Origin of the sequence: Streptomyces sp. SCL15-4, assembly GCF_033366695.1 — a bacterium.
GTDB lineage: Bacteria > Actinomycetota > Actinomycetes > Streptomycetales > Streptomycetaceae > Streptomyces.
In genome coordinates this window covers 4581665-4607302 of sequence record NZ_JAOBTQ010000001.1, presented here as the reverse complement: position 1 = coordinate 4607302, position 25638 = coordinate 4581665, and the positions used below count along the sequence as shown (strand labels likewise).

At 72.9% G+C, this 25638-nt stretch carries 25 protein-coding genes; 15 read left to right on the top strand and 10 right to left on the bottom strand.

The window, feature by feature from the left end; translation table 11 throughout:
• Positions 1-48: 48 nt before the first annotated feature.
• The 5 genes from SCK26_RS20270 to SCK26_RS20250 all read left to right on the top strand — a co-directional run bounded on the left by SCK26_RS20270 (position 49) and on the right by SCK26_RS20250 (position 4716).
• Positions 49-1074 carry a LacI family DNA-binding transcriptional regulator gene (locus tag SCK26_RS20270; protein ID WP_318202711.1) on the top strand — a complete coding sequence of 342 codons (1026 nt, stop codon included), beginning with the start codon at positions 49-51 and terminating at the stop codon, positions 1072-1074.
• Positions 1075-1178: 104 nt separating this feature from the next.
• The gene (locus SCK26_RS20265) at positions 1179-2162 is read left to right on the top strand and encodes a S1C family serine protease (protein WP_318202710.1); all 984 of its coding nucleotides are present in this window, start codon (positions 1179-1181) and stop codon (positions 2160-2162) included.
• Positions 2163-2208: 46 nt separating this feature from the next.
• Complete coding sequence (locus SCK26_RS20260) at positions 2209-2436, top strand: hypothetical protein (RefSeq protein ID WP_318202709.1); 228 nt, start codon at positions 2209-2211, stop codon at positions 2434-2436.
• An 88-nt stretch (positions 2437-2524) separates the two neighbouring features.
• Positions 2525-3259: a response regulator transcription factor gene (locus SCK26_RS20255; RefSeq protein WP_318202708.1), complete on the top strand. Its 735-nt coding sequence runs from the start codon at positions 2525-2527 to the stop codon at positions 3257-3259.
• Positions 3256-4716 carry a HAMP domain-containing sensor histidine kinase gene (locus SCK26_RS20250; RefSeq protein ID WP_318202707.1) on the top strand — a complete coding sequence of 487 codons (1461 nt, stop codon included), beginning with the start codon at positions 3256-3258 and terminating at the stop codon, positions 4714-4716. Before SCK26_RS20255 ends, SCK26_RS20250 begins: the two co-directional genes overlap by 4 nt.
• 19 nt (positions 4717-4735) lie before the next feature.
• Here the strand turns inward: SCK26_RS20250 and SCK26_RS20245 are convergent, their stop codons facing one another.
• On the bottom strand, positions 4736-5596 hold the full coding sequence (locus SCK26_RS20245; RefSeq protein ID WP_318202706.1) for a helix-turn-helix transcriptional regulator: 861 nt from the start codon (positions 5594-5596) through the stop codon (positions 4736-4738).
• A 144-nt stretch (positions 5597-5740) separates the two neighbouring features.
• On the opposite strand from SCK26_RS20245, the gene SCK26_RS20240 reads away from it, so the two are divergent.
• Both SCK26_RS20240 and SCK26_RS20235 read left to right on the top strand, forming a co-directional pair.
• Positions 5741-6520, top strand: a complete 780-nt coding sequence (locus SCK26_RS20240; RefSeq protein ID WP_318202705.1) for an NAD(P)H-dependent oxidoreductase — start codon at positions 5741-5743, stop codon at positions 6518-6520.
• Positions 6521-6596: 76 nt separating this feature from the next.
• Positions 6597-8648 (top strand): pectinesterase family protein, encoded by a 2052-nt coding sequence (locus tag SCK26_RS20235; RefSeq protein WP_318202704.1) that lies wholly within the window; start codon positions 6597-6599, stop codon positions 8646-8648.
• Between the two features lie 279 nt (positions 8649-8927).
• On the opposite strand, the gene SCK26_RS20230 is transcribed toward SCK26_RS20235, so the two are convergent.
• Positions 8928-10718, bottom strand: coding sequence for a bifunctional metallophosphatase/5'-nucleotidase (locus SCK26_RS20230; RefSeq protein WP_318202703.1), 1791 nt, complete (start codon positions 10716-10718; stop codon positions 8928-8930).
• A gap of 173 nt (positions 10719-10891) precedes the next feature.
• On the opposite strand from SCK26_RS20230, the gene mshD reads away from it, so the two are divergent.
• A complete protein-coding gene (gene mshD / locus SCK26_RS20225) occupies positions 10892-11818 on the top strand; it encodes a mycothiol synthase (RefSeq protein WP_318202702.1) in 927 nt (308 codons plus the stop codon).
• Between the two features lie 8 nt (positions 11819-11826).
• On the opposite strand, the gene SCK26_RS20220 is transcribed toward mshD, so the two are convergent.
• Genes SCK26_RS20220 through SCK26_RS20200 form a run of 5 tightly spaced genes read right to left on the bottom strand, consistent with a single transcriptional unit; the run spans position 11827 to position 16320 of the window.
• Positions 11827-12519, bottom strand: coding sequence for an ABC transporter (locus SCK26_RS20220; protein ID WP_412080765.1), 693 nt, complete (start codon positions 12517-12519; stop codon positions 11827-11829).
• On the bottom strand, positions 12507-14030 hold the full coding sequence (locus SCK26_RS20215; protein ID WP_318202700.1) for an ABC transporter permease: 1524 nt from the start codon (positions 14028-14030) through the stop codon (positions 12507-12509). The genes SCK26_RS20220 and SCK26_RS20215 overlap by 13 nt, the downstream gene beginning before the upstream one ends.
• Positions 14027-14887, bottom strand: coding sequence for an ABC transporter ATP-binding protein (locus SCK26_RS20210; RefSeq protein WP_318202699.1), 861 nt, complete (start codon positions 14885-14887; stop codon positions 14027-14029). The genes SCK26_RS20215 and SCK26_RS20210 overlap by 4 nt, the downstream gene beginning before the upstream one ends.
• Positions 14888-14921: 34 nt before the next feature.
• Positions 14922-15749, bottom strand: a complete 828-nt coding sequence (locus tag SCK26_RS20205) for a zf-HC2 domain-containing protein (protein WP_318202698.1) — start codon at positions 15747-15749, stop codon at positions 14922-14924.
• A gap of 28 nt (positions 15750-15777) precedes the next feature.
• Complete coding sequence (locus SCK26_RS20200; RefSeq protein WP_318202697.1) at positions 15778-16320, bottom strand: RNA polymerase sigma factor; 543 nt, start codon at positions 16318-16320, stop codon at positions 15778-15780.
• A gap of 756 nt (positions 16321-17076) precedes the next feature.
• Here SCK26_RS20200 and SCK26_RS20195 point away from each other — a divergent pair.
• Genes SCK26_RS20195 through SCK26_RS20185 form a run of 3 tightly spaced genes read left to right on the top strand, consistent with a single transcriptional unit; the run spans position 17077 to position 20996 of the window.
• Complete coding sequence (locus SCK26_RS20195) at positions 17077-19443, top strand: RNA degradosome polyphosphate kinase (protein WP_412080764.1); 2367 nt, start codon at positions 17077-17079, stop codon at positions 19441-19443.
• Positions 19424-20554 carry a CHAD domain-containing protein gene (locus tag SCK26_RS20190; protein WP_318202695.1) on the top strand — a complete coding sequence of 377 codons (1131 nt, stop codon included), beginning with the start codon at positions 19424-19426 and terminating at the stop codon, positions 20552-20554. Before SCK26_RS20195 ends, SCK26_RS20190 begins: the two co-directional genes overlap by 20 nt.
• The gene (locus SCK26_RS20185; protein ID WP_412080763.1) at positions 20544-20996 is read left to right on the top strand and encodes an NUDIX hydrolase; all 453 of its coding nucleotides are present in this window, start codon (positions 20544-20546) and stop codon (positions 20994-20996) included. The genes SCK26_RS20190 and SCK26_RS20185 overlap by 11 nt, the downstream gene beginning before the upstream one ends.
• A gap of 126 nt (positions 20997-21122) precedes the next feature.
• Here SCK26_RS20185 and SCK26_RS20180 read toward each other — a convergent pair whose 3' ends face one another.
• Positions 21123-21287 carry a hypothetical protein gene (locus SCK26_RS20180; RefSeq protein ID WP_318202694.1) on the bottom strand — a complete coding sequence of 55 codons (165 nt, stop codon included), beginning with the start codon at positions 21285-21287 and terminating at the stop codon, positions 21123-21125.
• A gap of 110 nt (positions 21288-21397) precedes the next feature.
• Between SCK26_RS20180 and SCK26_RS20175 the strand changes: the two genes are divergently transcribed.
• Together SCK26_RS20175 and SCK26_RS20170 are read left to right on the top strand one after the other, a co-directional pair.
• Complete coding sequence (locus SCK26_RS20175) at positions 21398-22252, top strand: hypothetical protein (RefSeq protein WP_318202693.1); 855 nt, start codon at positions 21398-21400, stop codon at positions 22250-22252.
• Positions 22253-22371: 119 nt separating this feature from the next.
• Positions 22372-22533 (top strand): hypothetical protein, encoded by a 162-nt coding sequence (locus SCK26_RS20170; protein WP_318206189.1) that lies wholly within the window; start codon positions 22372-22374, stop codon positions 22531-22533.
• A gap of 24 nt (positions 22534-22557) precedes the next feature.
• On the opposite strand, the gene SCK26_RS20165 is transcribed toward SCK26_RS20170, so the two are convergent.
• Complete coding sequence (locus tag SCK26_RS20165) at positions 22558-22863, bottom strand: metal-sensitive transcriptional regulator (protein ID WP_020940900.1); 306 nt, start codon at positions 22861-22863, stop codon at positions 22558-22560.
• 215 nt (positions 22864-23078) lie between these two features.
• On the opposite strand from SCK26_RS20165, the gene SCK26_RS20160 reads away from it, so the two are divergent.
• Entirely contained in the window at positions 23079-23699 is a 621-nt protein-coding gene (locus SCK26_RS20160; RefSeq protein WP_073901268.1) for a DUF47 domain-containing protein, read from the top strand.
• Positions 23700-23706: 7 nt separating this feature from the next.
• Positions 23707-24705, top strand: coding sequence for an inorganic phosphate transporter (locus SCK26_RS20155; RefSeq protein WP_318202692.1), 999 nt, complete (start codon positions 23707-23709; stop codon positions 24703-24705).
• Positions 24706-24840: 135 nt separating this feature from the next.
• Here the strand turns inward: SCK26_RS20155 and pstB are convergent, their stop codons facing one another.
• Positions 24841-25617, bottom strand: a complete 777-nt coding sequence (pstB, locus tag SCK26_RS20150) for a phosphate ABC transporter ATP-binding protein PstB (RefSeq protein WP_318202691.1) — start codon at positions 25615-25617, stop codon at positions 24841-24843.
• Positions 25618-25638 lie beyond the last annotated feature (21 nt).

Genomic DNA, 25638 nt, shown 5'->3' with positions numbered 1-25638 from the left:
TGGTGATACGCCCTGCCCGGACGGGGTCCATCCGCGTAGACTCCGCGCGTGGCCAAGGTGACTCGGGATGACGTGGCACGGCTGGCTGGGACCTCCACCGCCGTCGTCAGTTATGTCATCAACAACGGACCCCGGCCGGTCGCCCCGGCCACGCGCGAGCGCGTCCTCGCCGCGATCAAGGAACTGGGGTACCGGCCCGACCGGGTGGCGCAGGCCATGGCCTCCCGGCGCACCGACCTCATAGGGCTGATCATTCCCGACGCCCGCCAGCCGTTCTTCGGCGAGATGGCGCACGCGGTCGAGCAGGCCGCCTCCGAGCGCGGGAAGATGGTGCTGGTCGGCAACACCGACTACATCGGCGAGCGCGAGGTGCACTATCTGCGCGCCTTCCTCGGGATGCGCGTCTCGGGCCTGATCCTCGTCTCCCACGCGCTGAACGACCTCGCCGCCGCCGAGATCGACGCCTGGGACGCCCGGGTGGTGCTGCTGCACGAGCGGCCGGAGGCCATCGACGACGTGGCCGTGGTGACGGACGACCTCGGCGGCGCCCAGCTCGCGGTGCGGCACCTGCTGGAGCACGGCTACGAGTACGTGGCCTGCATGGGCGGTACGGCGCAGACCCCGGCCGTCGGCGACCCGGTCTCCGACCACGTCGAGGGCTGGAAGCGGGCCATGGCGGAGGCGGGGCTGCCCATCGAGGGCCGGTTGTTCGAGGCGCCGTACAACCGCTACGACGCCTATCGCATCGCGCTGGACATCCTCGCCGGGCCCCGGCGCCCGCCGGCGATCTTCTGCTCCACCGACGACCAGGCGATCGGCCTGCTGCGGGCCGCGCGCGAGCTGCGCATCGACGTGCCGGGCGAGCTGGGCGTGGCCGGTTTCGACGACATCAAGGAGGCCGCGCTCGCCGATCCGCCGCTGACCACGGTGGCCTCCGACCGGTCGGCGATGGCCCGGTCGGCGGTCGACCTGGTCCTGGACGACGGCCTGCGCGTGGCGGGCTCCCGCCGGGAACGGCTGAAGACGTTCCCGTCCCGCCTGGTGGTCCGCACGAGCTGCGGGTGCACCGGCTGAGGGACACGCCTCCCTCCCCGTCTTTATATCGGGCAAACACGGTTCTGCCGGGCTTCTCAGCGTGCACTCAGGAAGCTCTCATGGTCACGGGGGACTCTTTTGTCATGACCGAGAGCCAGGGCACTTACGAGCAGCCGTACTCTTCCCCCGCCTCCTCCGCGCACCCCGAGTGGCCGCCCCCGCCGCCGTACCGGCCGGCGCCGCAACCCGAGCCGGAGAAGAAGCGGACCCGCGGACCGGTGGCGCTGCTCGCGGCCGTCGCGCTGGTGGCGGCGGCGGTCGGCGGTGCCACGGCCTACACCGTCCAGGAGCTGACCGGCGAGGACACGGCCGCCGCCGTCGGCGCCCCCGCGGTGCCGACCGCCAAGCGCGGTGACGTCGCCGCGATCGCCGCCGCGGCCGGCCCGAGCGTGGTCGAGATCAACGCGACGCTCGCGGGCGGCTCCTCCACCGGCTCCGGCGTGATCATCGACTCGGACGGCGAGATCGTCACCAACAACCACGTCGTCTCCGGCGCCACCTCGGTCAAGGTGCGCACCAGCGACGGCGAGAGCCACACCGCCGAGGTGCTCGGCACCGACAGCTCCAAGGACCTCGCGCTGATCAAGGTGCGGGGCGCCAAGGGCCTGAAGGCGGCGGCGCTCGGCGACTCCGACACCGTGCGGGTCGGCGACCCGGTCGTCGCCATCGGCTCCCCCGAGGGCCTGACCGGCACCGTGACCAGCGGCATCGTGTCCGCCCTGGACCGGGACGTCACCGTCTCCACCGACGAGAACCGGGGTCAGGGCCAGGGCGGCGACGACCAGTGGCCGTTCCAGTTCGGCGGCCGTGAGTTCAACGGCGACACCGGCTCGTCCACCACCACCTACAAGGCGATACAGACCGACGCCTCCTTGAACCCCGGCAACTCCGGCGGCGCGCTGTTCGACGCGAACGGCCGGGTCGTGGGGATCAACTCCGCGATGTACTCCTCGGGTTCGCAGGCGTCCTCGTCCTCGGACGCCGGCAGCATCGGTCTCGGCTTCGCCATCCCGGTCAACACCGTCAAGTCCGACCTGGCCGCACTGCGGGCGGGCGGCACCAGCTAGACCACTCAAGCGCCCAGCCGGCGCACGAGTCAGCAAGGAGCAGGTCATGATCAAGCACGTTCCCCACCGCATGGCCGAACGCGGCCCCGCAGGCCTCACCCTCGCCCTGTCCATCGTGTCCGAGCTGCACGTGCCCGTTCCGGCGCCCCGCGCCCCGGAGGTGGCCGCCCGGCCCGTGACCCCGGTCCCGCAGCTGATGGGCCTGCGCACCTCCGCCGTCCGCCGGCACCGCCGCAAGGTTCCGCTGCACCGGCTGAGCACGGTCCGGGCCTGACCGGCCCGCGCGTCCCTCACCGGCCCGCGGGACATGGCACGCTGAGAGACATCCGCACCGACCACCGCACCCCGAGGAACCGCGAGCGATGAGCCCCGCCGAAGGCGACCGTGACCCCCAGCGCATCCTGATCGTCGACGACGAGCCGGCCGTGCGCGAGGCCCTGCAGCGCAGCCTCGCCTTCGAGGGGTACGACACCGAAGTCGCCGTCGACGGGGCGGACGCCCTGGAGAAGGCGGGCGCCTACCGGCCGGACCTGCTCGTGCTGGACATCCAGATGCCCCGCATGGACGGCCTGACGGCGGCCCGCCGTATCCGGGGCACCGGCGACACCACCCCGATCCTGATGCTCACCGCCCGCGACACGGTCGGCGACCGGGTGACCGGCCTGGACGCGGGCGCCGACGACTACCTGGTCAAGCCGTTCGAGCTGGACGAGCTGTTCGCCCGGATCCGCGCGCTGCTGCGCCGCAGCTCCTACGCGGCGGCGGTGTCCGCCGAGGCGCAGCAGGACGAGGCACTGACCTTCGCCGACCTGCGCATGAACCTGGCCACCCGGGAGGTGACCCGGGCCGGCCGGCCGGTGGAGCTGACCCGCACCGAGTTCACCCTGCTGGAGATGTTCATGGCCCATCCGCGCCAGGTGCTCACCCGGGAGCAGATCCTGAAGGCGGTGTGGGGCTTCGACTTCGAGCCGTCCTCCAACTCGCTGGACGTGTACGTGATGTACCTGCGCCGCAAGACCGAGGCGGGCGGCGAGCCGCGCCTGGTGCACACCGTGCGGGGCGTGGGCTACGTCCTCAGGCAGGGCGGCGCCGAGTGAGGCGTCTGGTGCGCCGGTACCGGGCGCTGCCGATCCGGGCGCGGCTGGCGATGCTGGTCGCGGCGGCGGTGGCGTTCGCGGTGGCGGCGGTGTCGATGACCTGCTGGTTCATCGTGGAACGCAAGCTGTACGACCAGGTGGACGAGGATCTGCGCAAGTCGCTGAAGAACACGACGCAGTCCGACCAGGTGCTGCTGGCCCTCACCCGCTGCACGGACACCGCGCCGTCCGACAACCCGTTCCGGGACCGGTACTCCCAGGTGGTGACGGAGGACGGCAAGGTCTGCCTGTTCGGCGGCGCCTCGGCGAAGATCGACGTCACCGAGGCCGACAAGTCGGAGATCCGGCACCTGGACGTCAACACGCTCTACTTCCGCAACGGCACCGACAGCGAGGGCAACGACGTACGGGTGCTCACCAGGCCCCTGCTCGCGACCGCGTCCGCGACCGGCGAGCGCGGGCCCAATGTCGGAGTGCTCGTCGCCATGCCGCTGAAGAGCACGCAGCAGAATCTCAGCGACCTCGCCCTGATCCTGCTGCTGGTGTCGGCCATCGGTGTCCTCGGCGCCGGCGCGGCCGGGCTCGCGGTGGCGCGGGTCGGGCTGCGGCCGGTGGACCGGCTCACCGAGGCGGTGGAGCACGTGGCGCGGACCGAGGACCTGAGCGTGCGCATCCCGGTGGAGGAGGACAGCGAGGACGAGGTGGCCCGGCTGTCCCGGTCGTTCAACTCGATGACCGCCTCGCTGGCCAGTTCCCGGGACCTCCAGCAGCAGCTGATCGCCGACGCCGGCCATGAGCTGCGCACTCCTCTGACGTCGTTGCGCACCAACATCGAGCTGCTGACCCGCAGCGAGGAGACCGGCCGGCCGCTGCCGCCCGAGGACCGCAAGGCGCTGCTCGCCTCGGTGAAGGCGCAGATGACCGAGCTGGCCGCGCTGATCGGCGACCTCCAGGAGCTGTCCCGGTCGGAGGGGCAGCGCGGCGAGCGGGTCCAGGTGGTCTCGTTCCGGGACACCGTGGAAGCCGCCCTGCGCCGGGCCCGGCTGCGCGGCCCGGAGCTGTCGGTCACCGCCGACCTGGAGCCCTGGTACGTGCGGGCGGAGCCGTCCGCGCTGGAGCGGGCCGTGGTCAACATCCTGGACAACGCGGTGAAGTTCAGCCCCGACGGCGGCACGATCGAGGTGGGCCTGCACGAGGGCGTGCTGACGGTCCGCGACCACGGTCCCGGCATCCCCGAGCACGAACTCCCGCACGTCTTCGACCGCTTCTGGCGCTCCCCCAGCGCCCGTGCCCTGCCCGGCTCCGGTCTCGGCCTGTCCATCGTGGCCCGTACGGTCCAGCAGGCGGGCGGCGAGGTCACGCTGGCCCGCGCCGAGGGCACCGGCACGGTGGCCACGGTCCGCCTGCCGGGCGCCCCGACCCCGCCGCCGGAGGCACCGGAGACCGCGGCCGGCTGAGCCGGGTCTTGCCTGTCGCCTACTCGGACCGGTCGGCGGCCGGGGCGGTCCGCGGACTCGGTGTTCCCTCCGCGGTGGCGCCGAGGCTGGCCAGGAGGCGCAGGTTGTCGTGGGCGGCGGTGCCGGGAGCGGCCGACTGGACGATCAGTTCCGCGCCCGTGACGTCCGGGAGGGCGAAGTTCTCCTGGTGCAGTTCCAGGTGACCGACCGCGGGATGGTGGTAGGCCTTGCGGCCGTGGGTGCGAGTGCGGACGTCGGCGCGTGCCCACAGCCGGCGGAAGCGTTCGCTGTGCATGGCGAGTTCGCCGATGAGGGAGGCCAGTTCGCGGTCGTCGGGGCAGCGGCCGGCGGACAGCCGCAGATGGCCGACGACGTCGAGGGTGCAGTCCTCCCAGTCGGCGAACAGCGCCCGCCCCTCCTCGGTCAGGAAGAGGTGCCGGGCGATGTTCAGGCCCTCCACGGGCCGGCCGTAGAGCAGGTCGCCGAGGCGGTTCGCGGCCAGCACGGTCAGCCGGTGGTCGATGAGGAAGGCGGGGGCGTCGGGGATCAGCTCCAGCACCCGCAGCAGTTCGGGGCGCGGCCGTGCCGTGGTGGCCCGGCGCGGCTCGGTCACCACCCGGTGGGCGAGCCGGTGCAGGTGCTCGCGTTCGACCTGGTCCAGTCCGAGGACGCGCGCGAGCGCGTCGAGGACCTGTACCGACGGCTGGCGGGCCCGTCCCTGCTCCAGCCGCACGTAGTAGTCGACGCTCACGCCGGACAGGTGCGCGACCTCCTCGCGCCGCAGCCCGGTCACGCGGCGGCGGGAGTCGGCGCGGATGCCGACGCTCTCCGGGCGGACCCGGGCTCGCCGGGTGCGCAGGAAATCAGCCAGGTCGTCCATCGCTCCAGTATCCGCGCCGGACGCCCCGGCTGGGTGGCCCCGCGAGTACCAGGAAGTCCGGTCCTACGGAGGAAGCGCCCCTGAATCGCGAGGCGCGGTCCCGCCAGGATCGAAGGCACCTCGACGCAAGGAGCAGGAGCAGACATGAAGGTCTTCATCGTGCACGCCCACCCCGAGCGGCGGTCGCTGAACGGCGCGCTCACCGACATCGCGGTGGAGACGCTGACCGGTGCGGGGCACGCCGTACGGGTCAGCGATCTGTACGCGATGGGCTGGAACTCCGCGGTCGGCGCGGACGACTTCGGCGACGCCGTCTCCAGCCCGCTGGACGTGGTCCACGACTCCGGGCGGGCCTACGGCACGGGTGTGCTCAGCGCGGACATCCGGGCCGAGCAGGAGAAGCTGAAGTGGGCGGACACCGTGATCCTCCAGTTCCCGCTGTGGTGGTACTCGATGCCGGCGATCCTCAAGGGCTGGGTGGACCGCGTGTTCACCTACGGCTTCGGGTACGGCGTCGGCGAGCACAACGAGACCCGGTACGGCGACCGCTTCGGCGACGGCGCCCTCAAGGGCAAGCGCGCCATGCTGTCCCTGACCGTGGGCGGCCCCGAGTCCCACTACTCGGACCGCGGCATCAACGGCCCCATCGACGACCTGCTGTACCCGATCCAGCACGGCATCCTCTACCACCCCGGTATGGAGGTGCTGCCGCCGTTCGTCCTGTACCGGACGGTGCGGATGTCGGCGGAGGTCTTCGCGGACGCGGCCGAGCAGTGGAAGAAGCGGCTGCTGACCCTGGAGGACACCGACCCGATCCCGTACCGCCGCCAGAACGACGGCGACTACGAGATGCCCTCGCTCCGTCTCCGCGAGGGCCTGGAGATCCCGGGCCGCTCGGGCTTCGGCCTGCACACCGCCGGCTGACCGCGCCCGGCAACCTTTCTCCGGTCCGCGGCGACTGTGGTGCAGCACCCCACACGGACCACACCTGGAGTCGCTCATGAGCACTCGCACTCCCCGTCACCGCAGGAGCCGCGCCGCGTTCGCGGTCGGGCTGCCGCTCGCGCTCGCGGCGGCGGGCGGACTCGGCTACGGCCTGCTCGGCCCCGGCGCCTCGTCGCACGCCTCGGCCGCGACCGCCGTACCGGCCTGGGCCACGCAGGCCGCCGACGGGTTCGCCTCGGTGAACGCGCTCGGGCAGAACGGCACGTACGGCGGGCGCGGCGGCGAGATCGTCACCGTGCGGACGCTCGCCGACCTGGAGAAGTACGCCACCGCCGACAAGCCGTACATCATCGTCGTGGCCGCCGCGATCACGATGGACCCGGTCGGCAAGGAGATCAAGGTCCGGTCCGACAAGACCATCATCGGCTCCGGCACCTCGGGGCAGATCGTCGGCGGCGGCTTCTTCCTCGGCCAGGGCGTCCACAACGTGATCATCCGGAATCTGACCATCCGGGACGCGTACCAGGGCGTCTGGAACGACAAGGAGCACGACTACGACGGCATCCAGATGGACGGCGCCCACCACGTCTGGATCGACCACAACGACATCCGGCACATGGCGGACGGGCTGATCGACAGCCGCAAGGACACCACGTACCTGACGGTGTCCTGGAACCGGCTCGGCCAGGAGAACAAGGCGTTCGGCATCGGCTGGACCGAGAACACCACGGCGGACATCACGATCCACCACAACTGGATCCGCGAGACCGAGCAGCGCAACCCGTCCACGGACAACGTGGCCCACGCCCACCTGTACAACAACTACCTGGTGGACGAGCCGGGCACCGCGATCACGTCGTCCTACGGCAACTACGCGCGCGGCAGGACGAACATGCTGCTGGAGAACTCCTACTTCCAGGGCCTGAACAACCCGGTGATCAGGGACTCCACCGCCACCCTCGTCCAGCGCGGCAACGTCTTCTCCGGCACGAGCGGCCGCAACGAGAGCGGCGGCGCGGGCGGGTCGTGGGACCCGAAGAGCTACTACGCCTACACGCCGGACAAGGCGGCGGACGTGCCGTCGGTGGTGAAGTCGGGCGCGGGCCCGAGGAGTTCCCTGGGCACGGCCACGACGACCGCCAAGGCGGCGGCCACCACTCTCACGGTCGCCAAGGACGGCTCGGGCCAGTACACGACCGTCCAGGCGGCCGTGAACGCGGTCCCGGCGAACAACGCCTCCCGGGTGGTCATCGCGGTCAAGCCCGGCACGTACCGGGAGACGGTCAAGGTGCCGTCGAACAAGCCGCACGTCACCATCCAGGGCACGGGCGCCAGCCGCAAGGACACGGTGATCGTCTACAACAACGCGTCCGGCACGCCGAAGCCGGACGGCTCGGGCACCTACGGCACCGGCGGCAGCGCCACGGTCGCGGTGGAGGCCGACGACTTCCAGGCCCGCAACCTCAGCATCACGAACGACTTCGACGAGGCCGCCCACCAGGACATCGCCCAGCAGGCGGTGGCCCTGCGCACGGCCTCCGACAAGGTCTTCCTGGACGGGGTGATCGTCAGCGGCGACCAGGACACGCTGCTCCTGGACACCGCGTCGAAGGACCGTCTCGGCCGGGTCTACATGACCAACTCGTACGTGAACGGCAACGTCGACTTCATCTTCGGCCGCGCCACGGCGGTGATCGACAAGTCGGTGATCACCCTGAAGAAGCGGTGGAACGGCACGTCGGCGGGTTACGTGACGGCTCCGTCCACGGCCGCGAACCGCAAGGGCCTCCTGATCGCCAACTCGACGGTGTCCGGTGACGTCTCAGACCGCAGCTTCTACCTGGGCCGCCCCTGGCACGCCGGCGGCGACGCCACGCTGGACCCGCAGACCACGGTCCGCAACACGTCGCTGAGCGCGGCGATCAGGACGGCGCCGTGGACCGACATGAGCGGCTTCTCCTGGAAGGACGACCGCTTCGCCGAGTACAAGAACACCGGCGCGGGCGCGGGAGCGGCGAGCACGGACCGGCCCCAGCTGACCGACGCGCAGGCCTCCGGCCAGGAGATCGGCGACTGGCTGGGCGACTGGACTCCTTCGGCTTCCTGAGGTCGGGGCACTCCGGCCGTCGCCCCGTCCTGCGGAGCGGCGGCCGAGGTCCTACTCCTCCGCCGGTGGCGCCTCGGCCGGTTCGGCACCCAGCCAAGAAGAGTTCTTCCACCACGATCTGGGAATCTTCCATCCGTCGTAAGCGCATGACGGAGGGCGACACGGAGGGCATGGTCTTCCACGACGCGGACGGCAACGCCTACGACGCCGACAACCACCCCGTCGGCCCTCTGGCCTTGTCCACAGCTGTGGACAAGGCCAGAGGGGTGGAGACAGGGCCTACTTGACGATCGTGACGCGGTTCGCCGCCGGAGGTGCGATCGGCGACGACGGCGACGAGTTCGCCGTCAGGTACTTCTCCAGGGCCGCCAGGTCGTCCGAGCCGACCACGGTGTTCTTGCCCTGGCCCAGGCTCGGGAAGCCGTCGCCGCCGCCCGCGAGGAAGGCGTTCATGGCGACGCGGTAGGTGGCCGCCGGGTCGACGGGCGCGCCGTTCAGGCGGATGGAGCCGGTGACCACGCGGTCCGCGCCGGACTTGGTGAGGTCCAGGGTGTAGGTGAGGCCGGCCGAGGGCTGGAGGATCTTCGGGGCCGCCTCGTTGACGCCGCTGACCTGCTCCTTGAGGGCCTGGATCAGCTGCGCGCCGGAGAGGTCCACGAGGTTGACCGTGTTGGCGAACGGCTGGACCGTGAAGCCCTCGGCGTAGGTGACCACGCCGTCGCCCTCCGCGCCCTTGGCCGCGTAGGTGAGGCCGGCCCGGACGCCGCCGGGGTTCATCAGCGCCAGGCTGGTCTTCGGGTCCAGCTCACGGCCGTGGGCGAGCTGCGCGTCGGCGACCAGGTCGCCCATCGGGGACTCGGTGCCGGTGTTGCCGATGTCGCCGGAGATGTAGCCGATGGGCCGGTTGCCGATGGGCGCGGCCAGGGCGTTCCACTTGCCGATCAGGCCGGTGATGTCCGCCGCCTTGGGGACGTCCCGGGTGACCACGTGGTTGGCCGAGTTCACCGCCGTACGCACGATGTCGCCCGTCCGGCGGTCGTACGTGAGCGTGGTGTCGGTGTAGAGGCGGCCGAAGGAGGACGCCGAGGTGACCATGCGGGGCCGGCCCGACGGGTCCGGGACCGTGCAGACGTACGCCTGGTGGGTGTGGCCGGTGACCAGCGCGTCCACCGCCGGGGTCACGTTCTTGGCGATGTCCACGATGGGACCGGAGATGCCGTCGCCCGCGCCCGGGGAGTCGCAGTCGTAGTTGTAGGAGCCGGAGGCCGGGAAACCGCCCTCGTGGATCAGGGCCACGATCGACTGCACGCCCTGGCGCTGGAGCACCTTGGCGTACTTGTTGATGGTCTCGGTCTCGTCCTTGAAGGCGAGGCCCTTGACGCCCTCGGCGGAGACGATGCCCGGAGTGCCTTCCAGCGTGACCCCGATGAAGCCGATCCTGACGCCGTTCTTCTTCCACACCCAGTACGGCTTGAGGATCGGCCTGCCGGTCGTCTCGTCCTGGACGTTCGCGGCCAGGTACGGGAAGTCGGCGCCCTGGAACTCCTTGTCCGTGTAGCAGCCGTCCTTCGGGTGGCAGCCGCCGTTCTGGAGGCGGGCCAGTTCCCGCGCGCCCTCGTCGAACTCGTGGTTGCCGACCGAGGTGACGTCCAGGTCCAGCTTGTTCAGCGCCTCGACGGTGGGCTCGTCGTGGAACAGGCCCGACAGCAGCGGCGAGGCGCCGACCAGGTCGCCGCCGGCCGCCGTCACCGAGTACGGGTGGCCCTTGCGGGCGTTCCGGAGGTGGGTCGCGAGGTACTCCACCCCGCCCGCGTCGATCGTCTTCGTCGTGCCGTCCGGCTGCAGCTCGGTGACCCGGCCGGAGGAACCGGACGGCGGCTCCAGGTTGCCGTGCAGGTCGTTGAAGGACAGCAGCTGGACGTCCTGGTAGCGGCCCGGACGGTGGGGGTGGCGGTCCTCGTGCGCGTCCGCCGGGAGCGCGGTGGCCAGCGCCGCCGCCGTGGCGAGACCGGCCGTGGCGGCGAGGAAGGCGTAGGTGCGGCGTCTGGTGCGCCGGGGTACGGATGGCATGCGGAACCCCCCTGTGGGTCGGCTGTGGTGCTCGGCGCAGCCTAAAGTCAACGCGCGTAGCGCGACAGGGGATTCAGGTCACATCCTGGTTTCCCTTCCGCGCCGCTCCCGCCCGGTGCGTCTGCCGCCGGTGTGCCGGGACTTCACCCCGGGCGCCCCGTACTCTCGTACGCATGAGCAGCGACGACACCGTACGGGGCTTTCCCGCCCGCTCCATCGAGACCCTCTCCGCGCTCACCCCGGACCAGGGCGAGGCCGTGCTGCGCCTGCTCGGCGAGGCCGCCGGGGCCGACGGGCAGCAGCCGGTGTCCGAGCAGGGCCGGCTGCACCTGCGCGGCGGCTCCCGCGAGGGCGTCTCGCATCTGCTGCTGACGGTCGACGGCGAACTCGTCGGCTACGCCCAGCTGGAGGACACCGACCCGGTGGAGCCGCCGGCCGCCGAGCTGGTCGTGCACCCCGGACAGCGCGGGCACGGGCACGGCCGGGCGCTCGGCTCGGCCCTGCTCGCCGCCTCCGGCAAGCGGCTGCGGGTGTGGGCGCACGGCGGACACCCCGCCGCCCGGCACCTGGCCCAGGTGCTGGGCCTGAACCTGTTCCGGGAACTGCGCCAGATGCGGCGGCCGTTGACCGGTCTGGAGCTGTCCGAGCCGGTGCTGCCGGAGGGCGTGAGCGTGCGCGCGTTCGTGCCGGGCAAGGACGACGCGGCCTGGCTCGCGGTGAACGCCGCCGCCTTCGCCCACCACCCGGAACAGGGCTCGCTGACCCAGCGGGACCTGGACGACCGCAAGGCCGAGCCGTGGTTCGACCCGGCCGGGTTCTTCCTCGCCGAGCGGCGCGGCGAGCTGATCGGCTTCCACTGGACCAAGACGCACGCGGAGGAGGGCCTCGGCGAGGTGTACGTCCTCGGGGTGCGGCCCGGCGAGCAGGGCGGCGGCCTCGGCAAGGCGCTCACCACGATCGGGCTGCGCCACCTGGCCGCCCAGCAGCTGCCGACCGCGATGCTCTACGTCGACGCCGACAACACGGCGGCGGTGGCGGTGTACGAGCGGCTGGGCTTCACGGTCCACGAGACGGACCTGATGTACCGCACGGAGACGTGAGGGACGGTTCAGCCCAGGTGCCGAGAGCCCCGCGCGCGTCGACCGGTGCGCCGGGGCCCTGGTGACCGGCGGCGAAAGGGCCGTCGTAGCGGCTCGTGGAGGGTCAGCAGCCCCACCGTGCCCACCGCCGCCAGCAGCCAGGCCCAGTGGTCGTGGGCCGTGTCCCAGCGCGGGTCCCCGGGCGGCACGAACAGGGGCCAGTCGGCCGGCAGCAGCAGCGGGGCGAGCAGGGCGGTGACCAGCAGGGTGATGGCCGCCGGCCATCCCGGCCGCGGGTCGTCCGAGTGGCGCACGGCGAGCGCGGCCAGGGCCAGCGCCAGCGCGCAGGCGGCCCCGGCCTCCAGGGTGACGTCCCCGGCCGGCGGCCGGTGCGCGCCGGGCACCAGGAAGAGCACCGCCGTCCACCACAGCGCGGCGGCCGGCGCCACCAGCACCACTCGCAGCGCGGTCCGCGCCGCCCGCCCGGTCGGCACCGGTGCGGTGCCGTGCCGTGCCGGGTCGTCCAGCAGGAAGGCCAGGCCGAGCGCGAGGACGAGGGCGGCGGCGCGCAGCATCAGCAGGGTGATCCAGTCGGCCGGCTCGGCGCCGCACAGCCGGGGCAGGCCGGGGATCAGCAGGCCGGCCGTCCCGGCCGCGCCGAGGGTCCGCCACGGCAGCGTCCGCCAGACCGGGACGGCCAGCGCCCGGATCACGCCCCGCACCGGTCCGGCCCCGCCTCGGCGCCCACGCCGAGCAGTTCGGCCACGCGGGCGGTGGTGACCTCCGGTGCGGTCAGCTCGGCCCAGTGCGCCTTGACCCGGCCGACGACCGAGGGCAGCGGCCGGCGCAGCAGGGCGCGTACGACCTCGGTCTGACCGGCCGTCATGGTGAGCGGGTCGGTCGGGGAGAGGACGACCGCCTCACCGCTGAGGCTGTCGTCGAGGCGGACGTGCCGGAGCTGCGACTCCGGGTCGTCCTGCCAGGCGAGGGACAGCCACATGACGGTCACCATCCGGCCGTCGCACAGATCGGCCGCCGCCTTCTCGTCACCCGCGACCAGCACGGCGGCCACGGCCGTGGAGAACTCCGGAATCCGGTTGCCGCCCCAGGCGGTGCCCACACTCACCCGGCCCGAAGCGGCGGACGGCGGGAGCGCCGCGTCGCCGGAGAGGCCGTAACGGGCCTCCAGCCGCTGCCGGACCAGCAGCGGCCGGCCCTGCGCGGGCCCGCCCGCGAGGGACCGCACCCCGCGCACGACCCGCTCCCAGTCGGCGGTCCGCGGCGCCCACTCGGGGAACGCGCAGTACTCCGTGGCGCCCCGCCGTACGCAGGTCTGCTCCTTCTCCGGGGTGAGCGAGGCCCGCTGCCGGGCCGCCTCCGTCGCCTGTGGGACCTCGCGGGTCTGCGCGGCGCCGCCCAGCACGGTCACGGCCAGCGCGGCGGCGACGGCCGCCCGGACGGTCCGGCCGCGGGCGCCGGAGAGCAGGACGGCGAGCAGCGCGGCCGTCAGGGCGAGCCCGGCGAGGTAGAGGGCGTGCCAGGCGGCGGGCCGGCCCAGCAGGCCGGACGGGAAGGGGGTGCTGTTGGCCGTGCCGACCACCGGCGCGAACCAGGCGGCCCCGGTCTCGCCGCCGAACGGGAACGCGGCCCCGACGAACATCAGGAAGAACACCACGATCAGCAGCGGCGCGGCGACGGCCGACGGCACCAGCCGGGCCAGCAGCACGCCGAGCGCCCCGAACAGCAGCACCGTCAGCGGCCCGGCCAGCAGCTCGGCCGGCGAACCGTGGCCCACCGCGCCGGGCTTGACCGCCTCCCAGGTGAACTGGGCGGTCACTCCGACGGCGACCAGCAGCGCGAGCGGTACGACGGACAGCGCGTGCGCCGCCGTGCGCTGCCCCCGGGACAGCGCCAGCACCCCGAAGTGGCGCTCGGTGTCCCGGCGGCGGGAGCGCAGCACGGCGTGGTCGGCGCACAGCAGCGCGGCCAGGGCGACGAACAGCGGGCCGCCCTGGGTGGCGCGGTCGGCGTCCTGGAGCACCGGGAACTCGTCCCAGGGCTGGAGGTTGTGCCACACGAGCCAGGCCGTGTATCCGGCGAGAGCGAGCAGGACGGGCATGCGCAGCAGCAGCCTGCGGGCCTCGAAGAGGGCGAGCGCGAGCACGGCCGCCGTGGGGGTGCCGGGCGCGGCCGGGGCGGCCTGCGCCTCCTTCTCCCGTACGGACGCGGTCATGCGGTCGCCTCCGCCGGCTCGCCGTCGAGGGTGAGCACGTAGCCGTCCTCCAGGGTGGGTTCGAGCAGTTCGGCGCCGGGAGGCGGATCGCCCACGTTGCGGAAGGTGCCCGTACCCGTGCGCCAGCCCGCCTTCGCGCCGGGATCGCGTCCGCCGCTGCTCCACACCCGGCCGGCGGCCCGCGCGGTCAGCTCGGCCGGGGTGCCGGCGAACCGGATCCGGCCGCCCGCCATCACCAGGACCCGGTTGCAGAGCATCGCCACGTCCTCGGTCTGGTGCGTGGACAGCAGCACCGTACGGTCCTCTCCGGCGCGGGCGATCACCTCGCGGAAGCGCATGCGCTGCTCCGGGTCGAGACCGACGGTCGGCTCGTCCAGCACCAGGAAGCCGGGGTCACCGACGAGGGCGGCGGCCAGTGCGACGCGCTGCCGCATGCCGCCGGACAGCTTCTTGATCCGCTTGCCGCGCACGTCGGCGAGGTCGGCCTCGGCGAGGACGCGGCGCACCTCCCGGTGCCGGGCGGCGCGGTCGGTCAGCTCCTTGAGGATCGCGACGTAGTCCACGAACTCGAAGGGCGTGAAGTCGGGATGGAAGCCCGGGGTCTGCGGCAGATAGCCCAGGTTCCGGCGCAGCTCCTGCCGGCCCCGCGCGGTCGCCGGGTCGTGCCCGAGCACCGTGAAGGCCCCCTGGTCGGCGGGCACGGCGGTGGCCAGCACCCGCAGCAGCGTGGTCTTCCCGGCGCCGTTCGGGCCGAGGAGCCCGGTCACGCCCGGACCGAGGCGCACCGACACCTCGTCCAGGGCGCGGGTGCCGCCGTAGCGGAGGGTCAGTCCGCAGGCGGAGACGGTGGTGGTCATGCGGGGCTCCTGCGGGAGGGGGCGGACAGGGGGTTCATCGGGCGCCTCCGGTGGACTGGTCGAAGCGGTCGCGGGTGACGAAGAGGAGGCCGGCGGCGAGGGCGGCGACCGCGGCGGCCGCGCCCTGCCCGGCGGCGGTGAACGGTGCGAGCACCCGGTCGCCGCCGTCCCGGGCCGCCTCGGCGAGGAGCAGCAGCACGACCCAGCCGCCACCGGCCACGGCGGGCGCGGCGACCGGACCGAGCCGGGGGGTCAGCGCGAGACCGGTCGCGGTGAGCGCCAGCGCGGGCAGCAGCCAGGCGAACGCGCTCAGCCCGAACCCGGGCAGGGCGAGGCCCGCCAGAGCGGTCAGGGCGAGGGCGGCGGCCAGCACGGCGACGGTACGGATCATCAGCAGGCGGAAGCCGTGCAGCGGCGAGACGACCGTCATCTCGTACGTCGGGTCGGCCACGGGCCCGTACGACAGGGCGACCCCGGCGAGCGGCAGCAGCGGGGTGAGGGCCAGGAACGGGATGGCCGAGTGGCCGGCCCGGGCGGTCAGCACGGACATCGCCAGCACCAGCGTCACGGCCGTCAGCCACGAGCGGCGCAGCACGGGGGTCGCGGCCAGCAGCCGCGCGGTGTGGCCGGCCACGCCGAGCCGCAGCAGCAGCCGCTCGAACGGGCGGGGCCGGGGCGCGTCCAGCTCGGCGTCCAGCCGCGCCCAGGCCTCGTCCAGCGCCTCGCCGTCCCAGGCCGCGGCCAGCACCGACCGGCACTCGGCGCATCCGGCCAGATGCGTGTCGGCGGACCACAGCAGCGGTGGTTCCAGCTCTCCTCGGGCGTAGGCCCGCAGGTCCTCCTCGGCGACGTGCCAGCTCATGCCGACACCTCCGCCGGTCCTCGGTCCGTCATGCCAGTGCCTCCCGCAGTTGCTTGCGGGCCCGCATCGCCCGCGTCTTGACCGTGCCGGGCGGAATCCCGAGCAGGACGGCCGCCTCCCGGGTGGTCAGCCCGTCGACGACCGTCGCCTGGAGCACCGCCCGCAGCTCCGGGGAGAGCCGGACGAGCGCGCCCGCCAGGTCCCCGTGCTCCACGCCCGCCAGCACCCGGTCCTCGGCGGACGCCTCGTCCCGGTGGCGCAGCCGGGCCAGCGCCTGCCGCAGCCGACCGCGGGCCCCGTCGCCGCGCTGGGCGTCCACGAGCCGGCGGGAGCCGATGCGCCACAGCCAGCCGGCCACCTCGCCCTCCTCTCGGTAGCGCGCCTTGCCCCGCCAGATCGCGAGGAAGGTCTCCTGGACGATGTCGTCCACGACCCCGGCGTCGGCGCAGCGCCCGCGCAGCCGTGCGGTCAGCCAGGGCGCGTACCGCCGGAACAGCTCCTCGAAGGCGTGCCGGTCGCGGTCCGCCGCGATGGCCCGCAGCAGCTCCGCGTCGCTTCTCGTCTCGCTCACGTCTCCTCATCGGACCGGCCCCGCCGAACGGTTCACGCCGGCCGCGACCGGTTTCCCGACCTCGTCTCCCGCCCCGCGCGGACCGTCCAGCAGAGCAGACGGGCCCCGGCCCGCGCCCGCCGGGGCACGACGGCCCGGCCGGCGGGAACCGACCGCGCCGAGGAGCGAGGGGCCGAGGCCGGACCCGAGGAGCGACGGACCGAGGCCGCATCCAGGAGCGAGGGCACGGGCCCACCCGGAGCACCGGACGGCGTACGCGCCCACCGGACCCGCGGCTTACGGCAGGCCCGCCGAACCCACACCCGCGCCCACCACACCGCCACCCGACCCGAGACCGAGGAACGGCGGACCGGAGCCCACTCGAAGCACCGGGCGGCGTACGCGCCCACCGGACCCGCGGCTTACGGCAGGCCCGCCGAACCCACACCCGCCCACCGCACCGCCACCCGACCCGGGACCGAGGAACGGCGGACCGGAGCCCACCCGGAGCACCGGACGGCGTACGCGCCCGTCGCGGCCGTGGGCCACGGCAGGCCCGCCGCACCGCCGCCACCCGGACCGCGCCCGCCGCACCGCACCGCCGCCCGCCCGGCCTCCTCCCGGATCACCGCCCCGCCGCCCGCCCGGCCCCTCCCCGGCCACCGCCCCGAAGGCAGCCGTCCGACCTCGGCCGGAACCCCTTCGGGCCGCTCCCCGCTATCCCACACGTCATGTCGCCGTAACCATTGATTCAGCCGGGCTTGCGACGCTCGGCCAATGACGCCCGTCGTGCCAGAGCCTCCGCCGCCCCCCGAGGGGCCCGCCGCGGAGAGCGGAACCGTGTGGCTCCCGCCCGCGCGTTCCGACGCGCCCGTGTCAGCCGCAGCGGGGAAGAATGGGTTCATGAGTCAGCAAGACGCCCAGGCCGAGGCCCCGCACACGCAGCAGCCCCCCGTGGGCTCCATCGCCGCGCACCGGCAGCACGCCGTGTCCCCCGCTGTCTCCGGTCTGGCACCCGACCTCGACGCGGACCTCGACGCGTACGAGGAGACCCCGGCCGACGGCGCCCCCCTGCCCCAGGGACGTTTCCTCGACCGCGAGCGCAGCTGGCTCGCCTTCAACGAGCGGGTCCTGGAACTGGCCGAGGACCCGGACACCCCGCTGCTGGAACGCGCGAACTTCCTCGCCATCTTCGCCAGCAACCTGGACGAGTTCTTCATGGTCCGGGTGGCCGGCCTCAAGCGCCGCATCGCCACCGGCGTCGCCACCCGCTCCGCCTCCGGCCTCCAGCCGCGCGAGGTGCTGGAGATGATCTGGGCCCGCTCCCGCGAGCTGATGGCCCGGCACGCCGCCTGCTACCACGAGGACGTCGCCCCCGCGCTCGCCGAGGAGGGCATCCACCTGGTCCGCTGGACGGAGCTGACCGAGAAGGAACAGGCCCGCCTGTTCACCCTGTTCCGGAATCAGATCTTCCCCGTCCTCACCCCGCTGGCCGTCGACCCCGCGCACCCCTTCCCGTACATCTCCGGCCTCTCGCTGAACCTGGCCGTCGTCGTGCGCAACCCGGTCAGCGGCCACAAGCACTTCGCCCGGGTGAAGGTGCCCCCGCTGCTCTCCCGCTTCCTGGAGGCCTCGCCGGGCCGCTACGTCCCCATCGAGGACGTCATCGCCGCCCCCAACCACCTCGAAGAGCTGTTCCCGGGCATGGAGATCCTGGAGCACCACGCCTTCCGGATCACCCGCAACGAGGATCTGGAGGTCGAGGAGGACGACACCGAGAACCTGCTCCAGGCCCTGGAGAAGGAACTCATGCGGCGCCGCTTCGGCCCGCCGGTGCGCCTGGAGGTCGAGGAGTCCATCGACCGCGAGGTGCTGGACCTGCTGGTGCGCGAGCTGAAGATCTCCGAGGCCGAGGTGTACCCGCTGCCCGGCCCGCTGGACCTCACCGGCCTGTTCCGCATCCACTCGCTGGACCGGCCGGAGCTGAAGTACCGGAAGTTCATCGCCGGCACCCACCGCGACCTCGCCGAGGTCGAGTCGGCGTCGCCGCCCGACATCTTCGCCGCCCTGCGCGCCCGCGACGTGCTCCTGCACCACCCCTACGACAGTTTCTCCACCTCCGTGCAGGCCTTCCTGGAGCAGGCCGCCGCCGACCCGGACGTCCTCGCGATCAAGCAGACCCTGTACCGGACCTCCGGCGACTCCCCCATAGTCGACGCGCTCATCGACGCCGCCGAGTCCGGCAAGCAGGTCCTCGTCCTGGTCGAGATCAAGGCCCGCTTCGACGAGCACGCCAACATCAAGTGGGCGCGCAAGCTGGAGGAGTCCGGCTGTCACGTCGTCTACGGCCTGGTCGGGCTGAAGACCCACTGCAAGCTGTCGCTGGTGGTGCGCCAGGAGGGCGAGACCCTGCGCCGCTACAGCCACGTCGGCACCGGCAACTACCACCCGAAGACGGCCCGCCTCTACGAGGACCTCGGCCTGCTCACCGCCGACCCGCAGGTCGGCGCGGACCTCTCCGACCTGTTCAACCGGCTGTCCGGCTACTCCCGCCGGGAGACCTACCGCCGTCTGCTGGTGGCACCCAAGAAGCTGCGCGACGGCCTGGTCTCCCGCGTCCACAAGGAGATCCAGCACCACCGCGCGGGCCGGCCGGCGTTCGTCCGGATCAAGGTCAACTCGATCGTGGACGAGGCGCTCATCGACGCCCTCTACCGCGCGTCCCAGGCGGGCGTGCCGGTGGACGTGTGGGTGCGCGGCATCTGCGCGATACGCCCCGGCGTCACCGGCCTGTCGGAGAACATCAGGGTCCGCTCCATCCTCGGCCGCTTCCTGGAACACTCCCGGGTGTTCGCCTTCGGCAACGGCGGCGAACCCGAGATGTGGATCGGCAGCGCCGACATGATGCACCGCAACCTCGACCGCCGGATAGAGGCCCTGGTCCGGGTCGTCGACCCCGGCCACCGCGCAGCCCTCAACCGGCTGCTGGACACCGGCATGTCCGACACCACCGCCTCCTGGCGCCTCGGCCCGGACGGCGAGTGGACGCGGCACGCGAACGACGGGGACGGCGGACCCCTGCGCAACGTCCAGGAGATGCTCATAGACGCCCGGAGGCGCCGGCGTGGCACAGCGACACCTTGACCAGACGGACCCCACGGCCGAGGAGGCGACGGGAGACGCACTCGCGCACTACCTGCGCGCCCAGGCCACGGAGTTCCTCCGCGCCCTGCGCCTGCACCGGGAGACCGGCGGCAACGGCGGGAGCGCCGGGGTGCGCGCGGGTACGGGCGTGGCGGGCGACGGCGCGGAGGACTCCGTCGACGCGGCGCGCGCCCTGCGCCGTTCGGCCCGCCGCATCAGCGGCAGCCTGCACACCTTCCGCCCGCTCCTGGACCCCGGCTGGTCGGAGGAGATCCGGCCCGAACTGGCGTGGCTGTCCGGCACCCTGGGCCTGGAGCACGCCTACCAGGCCCGGCTGGAGCGGCTGTTGCTGGCGCTGCACCGACTCTCCGGTGTGACGGCGCTGCCCGTGCCGGCGGTCGACGCGATGGCGGTGGGCGGCCGGTCCCTCTCCGGCAAGGCGGCGCACCCCGGCGGGCCGGCGTACGCCACGGCACCGCCGGAGCGCGGCACCCTCACCGTCGGCGCCGCCAAGGCCGGCGCCCTGCTCGAACGCCAGCTCACCCTGGCCCGCACCCGCGCCCACTCCACGGCGCTCCAGGCCCTCGGCTCCTCCCGCTTCCACGCGGTGGCCGACAAGGTCGCCGTCCTCGCCAGCGAGGTCCCGCTCACCCCGGCCGCGCCCGGCACCGGGCTGGGCCCGCTGGCCGCCGCCGCCGAGGAACGCCTCACGGACGCCGTCGCCGCGCTGCCCCTGGTCACCGCCGGCCACCCCTACAACGCGGAGGCCCTGGTCCACGGCCTGTCCCCGGAGCCGTCCCCGCACCCCCAGGACGGCCCCTGGCACCAGGTCCGGCTGCTGCTGCGGCTGTACCGGTACGCCCGCGAGGTGCTGCACGGCGGCAACGCGCCGCTGGACGTACGGCTGCTGACGGCCGGGCAGGCGCTGAACCGGCACCGGGACGCCTCGGAGGCGGCAGCGGCGGCGGCCCAGGCGGCCCGTACGCCCCGGATCACCCCGGCCACCGCCTACGCCCTCGGCGTGCTCCACGCCGACCAGCGGCACGAGGTGGAGGCGGCCCGGTTCGCCTTCCAGCAGGCCTGGCAGAAGCAGGCCGTGCATGCGCCCTGATCCGGCGGGAGACGGCATGGCCGGCACCGTGGTCCAGGCGGCCGGCTGCGTCCTGTGGCGCCGCTCACCGTTCACCGGCGCCCTGGAGATCTGCCTGGTGCACCGGCCCAAGTACGACGACTGGTCCCATCCCAAGGGCAAGCTGAAGCGGGGCGAGGACCCGCTCGCCGGGGCGCTGCGCGAGGTCGCGGAGGAGACCGGGTACACCGCCGAGCCCGGTGGTGAGCTGCCCTCCGTCTGCTACGCGGCCGACGGCCGCCTCAAGCGGGTGCGGTACTGGGCCGCCGAGGCGGTTTCCGGCCACTTCCTCCCGAACCACGAGGTGGACCGCATCCTCTGGCTCACCCCGTCCGCCGCCCGGGCCCGCCTGACCCAGCCCCGCGACCGAGAACTGGTGGACGCCCTGGACCGACCCACCGGACACACGGAACGGCGAACCTGAGCCCACCGCCTCCGGGCGGCCCCGCAGAAGCCGCGAAGAACGACGGGACCAAGATCACCTCGCCCGGCCGAACCGCCGGGCACGGGGACGGGGACGGCGGGACGCGCTCCGCGCCCCCGGGGCCGTTCAGCCGGCCGGTGCGTGGGTCTCCGCGTCCGTGCGGGCCTGGCTGCGGGCGCGGCGGGCCGGGCCGCGCCAGCCGCAGGTGCAGCGGGCCACGCAGAAGCGGCCCTGTTCGGTCGTCGAGGTGCGGTGTTCCCGCCCGTCCTGCTGCGCCGGGGTGAGTGCCACGCCGACCACCGTACCGAGCGCGTCCGCGGCGCGTGACGGCGCTCCCCAGCCGTCGTTATCCGGACAACGGGAGGCCCGTGACGGACACACCGGCTGGGGGTAGGCAGGCGATGGATCGGCGGCAGCACAGGCGCGCGGGCGGCACGCTCGCCGCGCTCGGCATCCTCCTCGGGGCCGGCGCCGCCGGCTGTTCCGGCAGCGGGGCCGCCGCCGAGGACGTCAAGGGCGCGGGCGACGCCGTGGGCGTGCTGCACCGGGCCGCCGAGGCGCTGCGGGACGCGGGCAGCTCCAAGGCCGGCACCTCCATGGAGATGGCCACCGGCGGCACCCGGGTCACCATCCGCGGCCGGGGTGTCTACGACTACCGCCGCCGCCTCGGCCGGCTCACCGTGATGCTCCCCGCCGGCCCCACCGGAGCCTCCGGGCACCGGCCCATCACCGAACTCCTCACCCCGGCCGCGCTGTACATGAAGAACCGGGGCGCGGGCGTGCCCGCCGGCAAATGGGTGCGGGTGGAGACCGCGACGCTGTCCGACGGCAACCTGGTGACCGGCGGCGCCACCGACCCGTACGCGGCGGCCGAGCTGCTGCGCGGCACCGTCGAGGCGGCCTTCGTGGACCGCACCGAGGTGGCCGGGACGGCCGTACGCCACTACCGGGGCACCGCCGACCTCGGCCGCGCCGCCCGGTACGCCCCGGCCGGGACCCGGGCGGCGCTGGCCGCGGCGGCGAAAGGGTTCGCCACGGCCCGGGTGCCGTTCGACGCCTACCTGGACGACCAGGGCCGCGTCCGCAAGCTCCGGCAGCGCTTCAGCTTCGTCAACGGCCACGCCAAGGCCACCGTCGCGGTCGCCTCCACGCTGCTGCTGTACGACTTCGGCGTGGGCGCGGACATCCGGCTGCCGGCCCCGGCGGACATCTACACGGGCCGGGTCGCCGGGGACGAGCCCGGCAAGAGCGGCTGATTTCCGGCCGGTCACTAGTCCCAGACGGCCCTTTTGTAAGTAGCCCGTCCGTGCCATGCGCGGTGTGCGGACCGCTGCCTACCCTAGGAAGCGGTGACGGCAGGGAAGAGGTGAGGCGGGTGGCTCCGGTCGGCGGCACGGCGGTTCAGGACCACGTGGCCCTCGCCGAGATCGAACTCTGCGGCGAGCTGATCATCGCGGCCTCGGCCGCCGAGGACCGGCTCAGCCTGGAGAGCATCGACGCGGTCCTGCGCGTCGCCGAGGAGCGCGACCGCAGCTGAGCGCGGCCCGCGCCGCCGCACCGCTCAGGTGCGCAGCAGCCGGCCGATCGCCTTCGTCGCCTCGTCCACCTTCGCGTCGATCTCGTCGCCGCCCTTGAGGGCCGCGTCCGCCACGCAGTGCCGCAGGTGCTCCTCCAGCAGCTGGAGCGCGAAGGACTGCAGGGCCTTGGTGGAGGCGGAGACCTGCGTGAGTATGTCGATGCAGTAGGTGTCCTCGTCCACCATCCGCTGCAACCCGCGGATCTGCCCCTCGATGCGGCGCAGCCGCTTGAGGTGCTCGTCCTTCTGCTTGTGGTAGCCGTGCGTGGCGCCGGCCTCGGTCGTCGTCACCGCGGGCCTCCGTCTCGGGACGAGTTGCGGACAAAAGGGACAGATACCCCTACTGGGTATATGGTAACGAACTTTGCGGGGTAAGGGCGCCTTCGTACGCCCCTGTGCTCATCACACTGCCCGATGGGCGACACTGGGATGCGGCCCGTTAGCCGTGGCCGGATGATGCGCCTAGCATCAGCCTGACCGAAACCGAAGCACCCCGAGGACCCCACGTGCGCTTTCGTCTGACCCCCAGGGAGACGAGCTTCTACGACATGTTCGCCGCGTCCGCGGACAACATCGTCACGGGCTCGAAACTCCTGATGGAACTGCTCGGGGCGGACTCCTCCGCCCGGGCCGAGATCGCAGAGCGTATGCGGGCCGCGGAACACGCAGGTGACGACGCCACGCACGCGATCTTCCACCAGCTGAACTCCTCGTTCATCACGCCGTTCGACCGGGAGGACATCTACACCCTCGCCGGCTCCCTGGACGACATCATGGACTTCATGGAGGAGGCCGTCGACCTGGTCGTCCTCTACAACGTCGAGGAACTGCCCAAGGGCGTCGAGCAGCAGATCGAGGTCCTGGCCCGCGCGGCGGAGCTGACGGCGGAGGCCATGCCGAACCTCCGCACCATGGACAACCTCACCGAGTACTGGATCGAGGTCAACCGGCTGGAGAACCAGGCCGACCAGATCCACCGCAAGCTGCTCGCCCACCTCTTCAACGGCAAGTACGACGCCATCGAGGTGCTGAAGCTCAAGCAGATCGTGGACGTCCTGGAAGAGGCGGCGGACGCTTTCGAGCACGTGGCGAACACGGTGGAGACCATCGCCGTCAAGGAGTCCTGAGGCGTCGATGGACACCTTCGCCCTGATCGTGACCGTCGCGGTCGCGCTCTTCTTCACGTACACGAACGGCTTCCACGACTCCGCGAACGCCATCGCCACGTCGGTGTCGACGCGCGCGCTGACCCCGCGGGCGGCCCTCGCCATGGCGGCCGTGATGAACCTGGCCGGCGCCTTCCTAGGCTCCGGCGTCGCCAAGACGGTCAGCGAGGGCCTGATCGAGACGCCACACGGCTCGACGGGGATGGGCATCCTCTTCGCGGCACTGGTCGGCGCGATCGTCTGGAACCTGGTCACCTGGTACTACGGCCTGCCGTCGTCCTCCTCGCACGCGCTGTTCGGCGGCATGGTGGGGGCGGCCCTGGCGGGCGGCACGGACGTGCTGTGGAGCGGGGTGCTGGAGAAGGTCGTCATCCCGATGTTCGTCTCCCCGTTCGTCGGCCTGATCGTCGGCTACCTGGTCATGACGGCGATCATGTGGCTGTTCCGGCGGTCCAACCCGCACAAGGCCAAGCGGGGCTTCCGCATCGCGCAGACCGTCTCCGCCGCCGGCATGGCCCTCGGCCACGGCCTCCAGGACGCCCAGAAGACGATGGGCGTCGTGGTGCTGGCCCTGGTCATTTCCGGCCACGAGACGTTCGGCGACCCGATCCCGGTCTGGGTGAAGATCGTCTGCGCGGTGATGCTGTCCCTGGGCACGTACGCCGGCGGCTGGCGGATCATGCGCACGCTCGGCCGCAAGATCATCGAGCTGGACCCGCCGCAGGGATTCGCGGCGGAGGCCACCGGCGCCTCGATCATGTTCACGACCGCGTTCATCTTCAAGGCGCCGATCTCCACCACCCATGTCATCACCTCGGCGATCATGGGCGTGGGCGCGACCAAGCGGGTCAACGCGGTCCGCTGGGGCGTGGCCAAGAACATCGTCCTCGGCTGGTTCATCACGATGCCGGCCGCCGCCCTGGTCGCGGCCCTGGCCTTCGGCATAGTGAAGCTGGTGGCCCTGTAGGACCGCACGACGGCCGAACGCGACGGGCCCGCCCCCGGGAGCCGGGGGCGGGCCCTTCTGCGTCCTCACGGTGGCACCGCCATGCAGCACCGCGAGGGGTCCGTCCCGCCCGGACGTGCCGGGGCGGGGTGCCGGTCAGCCGAAGCGGCCGGAGATGTAGTCCTCCGTGGCCTGGACCGACGGGTTGGAGAAGATCCGCTCGGTGTCGTCGATCTCGACGAGCCGGCCCGGCTGGCCCACCGCGGACAGGTTGAAGAACGCCGTACGGTCCGAGACCCGCGCCGCCTGCTGCATGTTGTGGGTCACGATGACGATCGTGAACCGGTCCTTCAGCTCGCCGATCAGGTCCTCGATGGCGAGGGTGGAGATCGGGTCCAGCGCCGAGCACGGCTCGTCCATGAGCAGCACCTTCGGCTCGACCGCGATGGCCCGCGCGATGCACAGCCGCTGCTGCTGGCCGCCGGAGAGCCCGGAGCCCGGCTTGTTCAGGCGGTCCTTGACCTCGTTCCAGAGGTTCGCGCCCTTGAGCGACCTCTCGACGACGTCGTTCAGCTCGCTCTTCTTGTGGGTGCCGTTCAGCCGCAGGCCCGCCGCGACGTTGTCGAAGATCGACATCGTCGGGAACGGGTTCGGGCGCTGGAAGACCATCCCCACCTCGCGGCGCACGGACACCGGGTCGACCCCGGTGCCGTACAGGTCCTCGTCGTCGAGCATCACCTTGCCCTCGACGCGGCCGCCGGGGGTCACCTCGTGCATCCGGTTCAGGGTGCGCAGGAACGTCGACTTGCCGCAGCCGGAGGGGCCGATGAACGCCGTCACCGAGCGCGGCTCGACCGTCATCGATATGTCCTCGATCGCCTTGTGGGAGCCGTAGTAGGCGGTGAGCCCGCTCACGTCGATTCGCTTGGCCATGTCTGCTTCACTTCCAGGGGT

Coding starts and splice junctions, on each gene's coding strand:
- SCK26_RS20255 (WP_318202708.1), top strand. CDS start 2,525: ATGAGCCCCGCCGAAGGCGACCGTGACCCCCAGCGCATCCTGATCGTC.
- SCK26_RS20210 (WP_318202699.1), bottom strand. CDS start 14,887: ATGACCACCACCGTCTCCGCCTGCGGACTGACCCTCCGCTACGGCGGC.
- mshD (WP_318202702.1), top strand. CDS start 10,892: ATGAGCAGCGACGACACCGTACGGGGCTTTCCCGCCCGCTCCATCGAG.
- SCK26_RS20230 (WP_318202703.1), bottom strand. CDS start 10,718: ATGCCATCCGTACCCCGGCGCACCAGACGCCGCACCTACGCCTTCCTC.
- SCK26_RS20235 (WP_318202704.1), top strand. CDS start 6,597: ATGAGCACTCGCACTCCCCGTCACCGCAGGAGCCGCGCCGCGTTCGCG.
- SCK26_RS20175 (WP_318202693.1), top strand. CDS start 21,398: ATGGATCGGCGGCAGCACAGGCGCGCGGGCGGCACGCTCGCCGCGCTC.
- SCK26_RS20195 (WP_412080764.1), top strand. CDS start 17,077: ATGACGCCCGTCGTGCCAGAGCCTCCGCCGCCCCCCGAGGGGCCCGCC.
- SCK26_RS20185 (WP_412080763.1), top strand. CDS start 20,544: ATGCGCCCTGATCCGGCGGGAGACGGCATGGCCGGCACCGTGGTCCAG.
- SCK26_RS20240 (WP_318202705.1), top strand. CDS start 5,741: ATGAAGGTCTTCATCGTGCACGCCCACCCCGAGCGGCGGTCGCTGAAC.
- SCK26_RS20245 (WP_318202706.1), bottom strand. CDS start 5,596: ATGGACGACCTGGCTGATTTCCTGCGCACCCGGCGAGCCCGGGTCCGC.
- pstB (WP_318202691.1), bottom strand. CDS start 25,617: ATGGCCAAGCGAATCGACGTGAGCGGGCTCACCGCCTACTACGGCTCC.
- SCK26_RS20260 (WP_318202709.1), top strand. CDS start 2,209: ATGATCAAGCACGTTCCCCACCGCATGGCCGAACGCGGCCCCGCAGGC.
- SCK26_RS20265 (WP_318202710.1), top strand. CDS start 1,179: ATGACCGAGAGCCAGGGCACTTACGAGCAGCCGTACTCTTCCCCCGCC.
- SCK26_RS20205 (WP_318202698.1), bottom strand. CDS start 15,749: ATGAGCTGGCACGTCGCCGAGGAGGACCTGCGGGCCTACGCCCGAGGA.
- SCK26_RS20215 (WP_318202700.1), bottom strand. CDS start 14,030: ATGACCGCGTCCGTACGGGAGAAGGAGGCGCAGGCCGCCCCGGCCGCG.
- SCK26_RS20155 (WP_318202692.1), top strand. CDS start 23,707: ATGGACACCTTCGCCCTGATCGTGACCGTCGCGGTCGCGCTCTTCTTC.